Below are 474 nucleotides of genomic sequence, written 5' to 3' on the forward strand. Positions count from 1 at the left end.
ACGGTGCCGGTGCCACGGCGTCCCAGCCTTCTGCCGACCGCCCGCCCGCACCCGGCGGGCGGCCCCGCGCAGGCCGCCGGAGGTCCCGGGGCGGCCGCGGTCCGCCCGGTGCCGCAGTTCCACCGCGAGCCGACCCCGGCCGCCCCGGCCCGGGGCGCCGGCGACGGGATCTCCCTGGTGGCGCGGGTCTGCCGCAGCCACCCGGAGCTGCGCGCCGTGGTGCTGGCCGCCGCGGACGACCCGCACCGGGCCGTCCGCGCGCTGCACGCGGGCGCCAGCGGCTGGGTGGCGAAGGAGAGTTCGCTCGGCACCCTGATGACCGTGGTGCGCGGCGTCCTGCGGGACGAGACGCACCTGCCGCCCGCGCTGCTCACCGGCGTGGTACGGGAGTTGACCTCGGCCCGGCGCGACCGCTCGGAGAGCGAGCGGCTGGGCGCGGCGCTCACCCCGCGGGAGGAGGAGGGGCTGCGCTGC

General features: G+C 80.8%; 1 pseudogene. It reads left to right on the top strand.

Annotation, left to right across the window (positions count from 1 at the left end):
* Positions 1-474, top strand: a pseudogene (locus tag AA75_RS52425) (DNA-binding response regulator); the annotation flags it as partial.

This window comes from Kitasatospora sp. MBT63 (assembly GCF_000710465.2).
Classification (GTDB): domain Bacteria; phylum Actinomycetota; class Actinomycetes; order Streptomycetales; family Streptomycetaceae; genus Kitasatospora.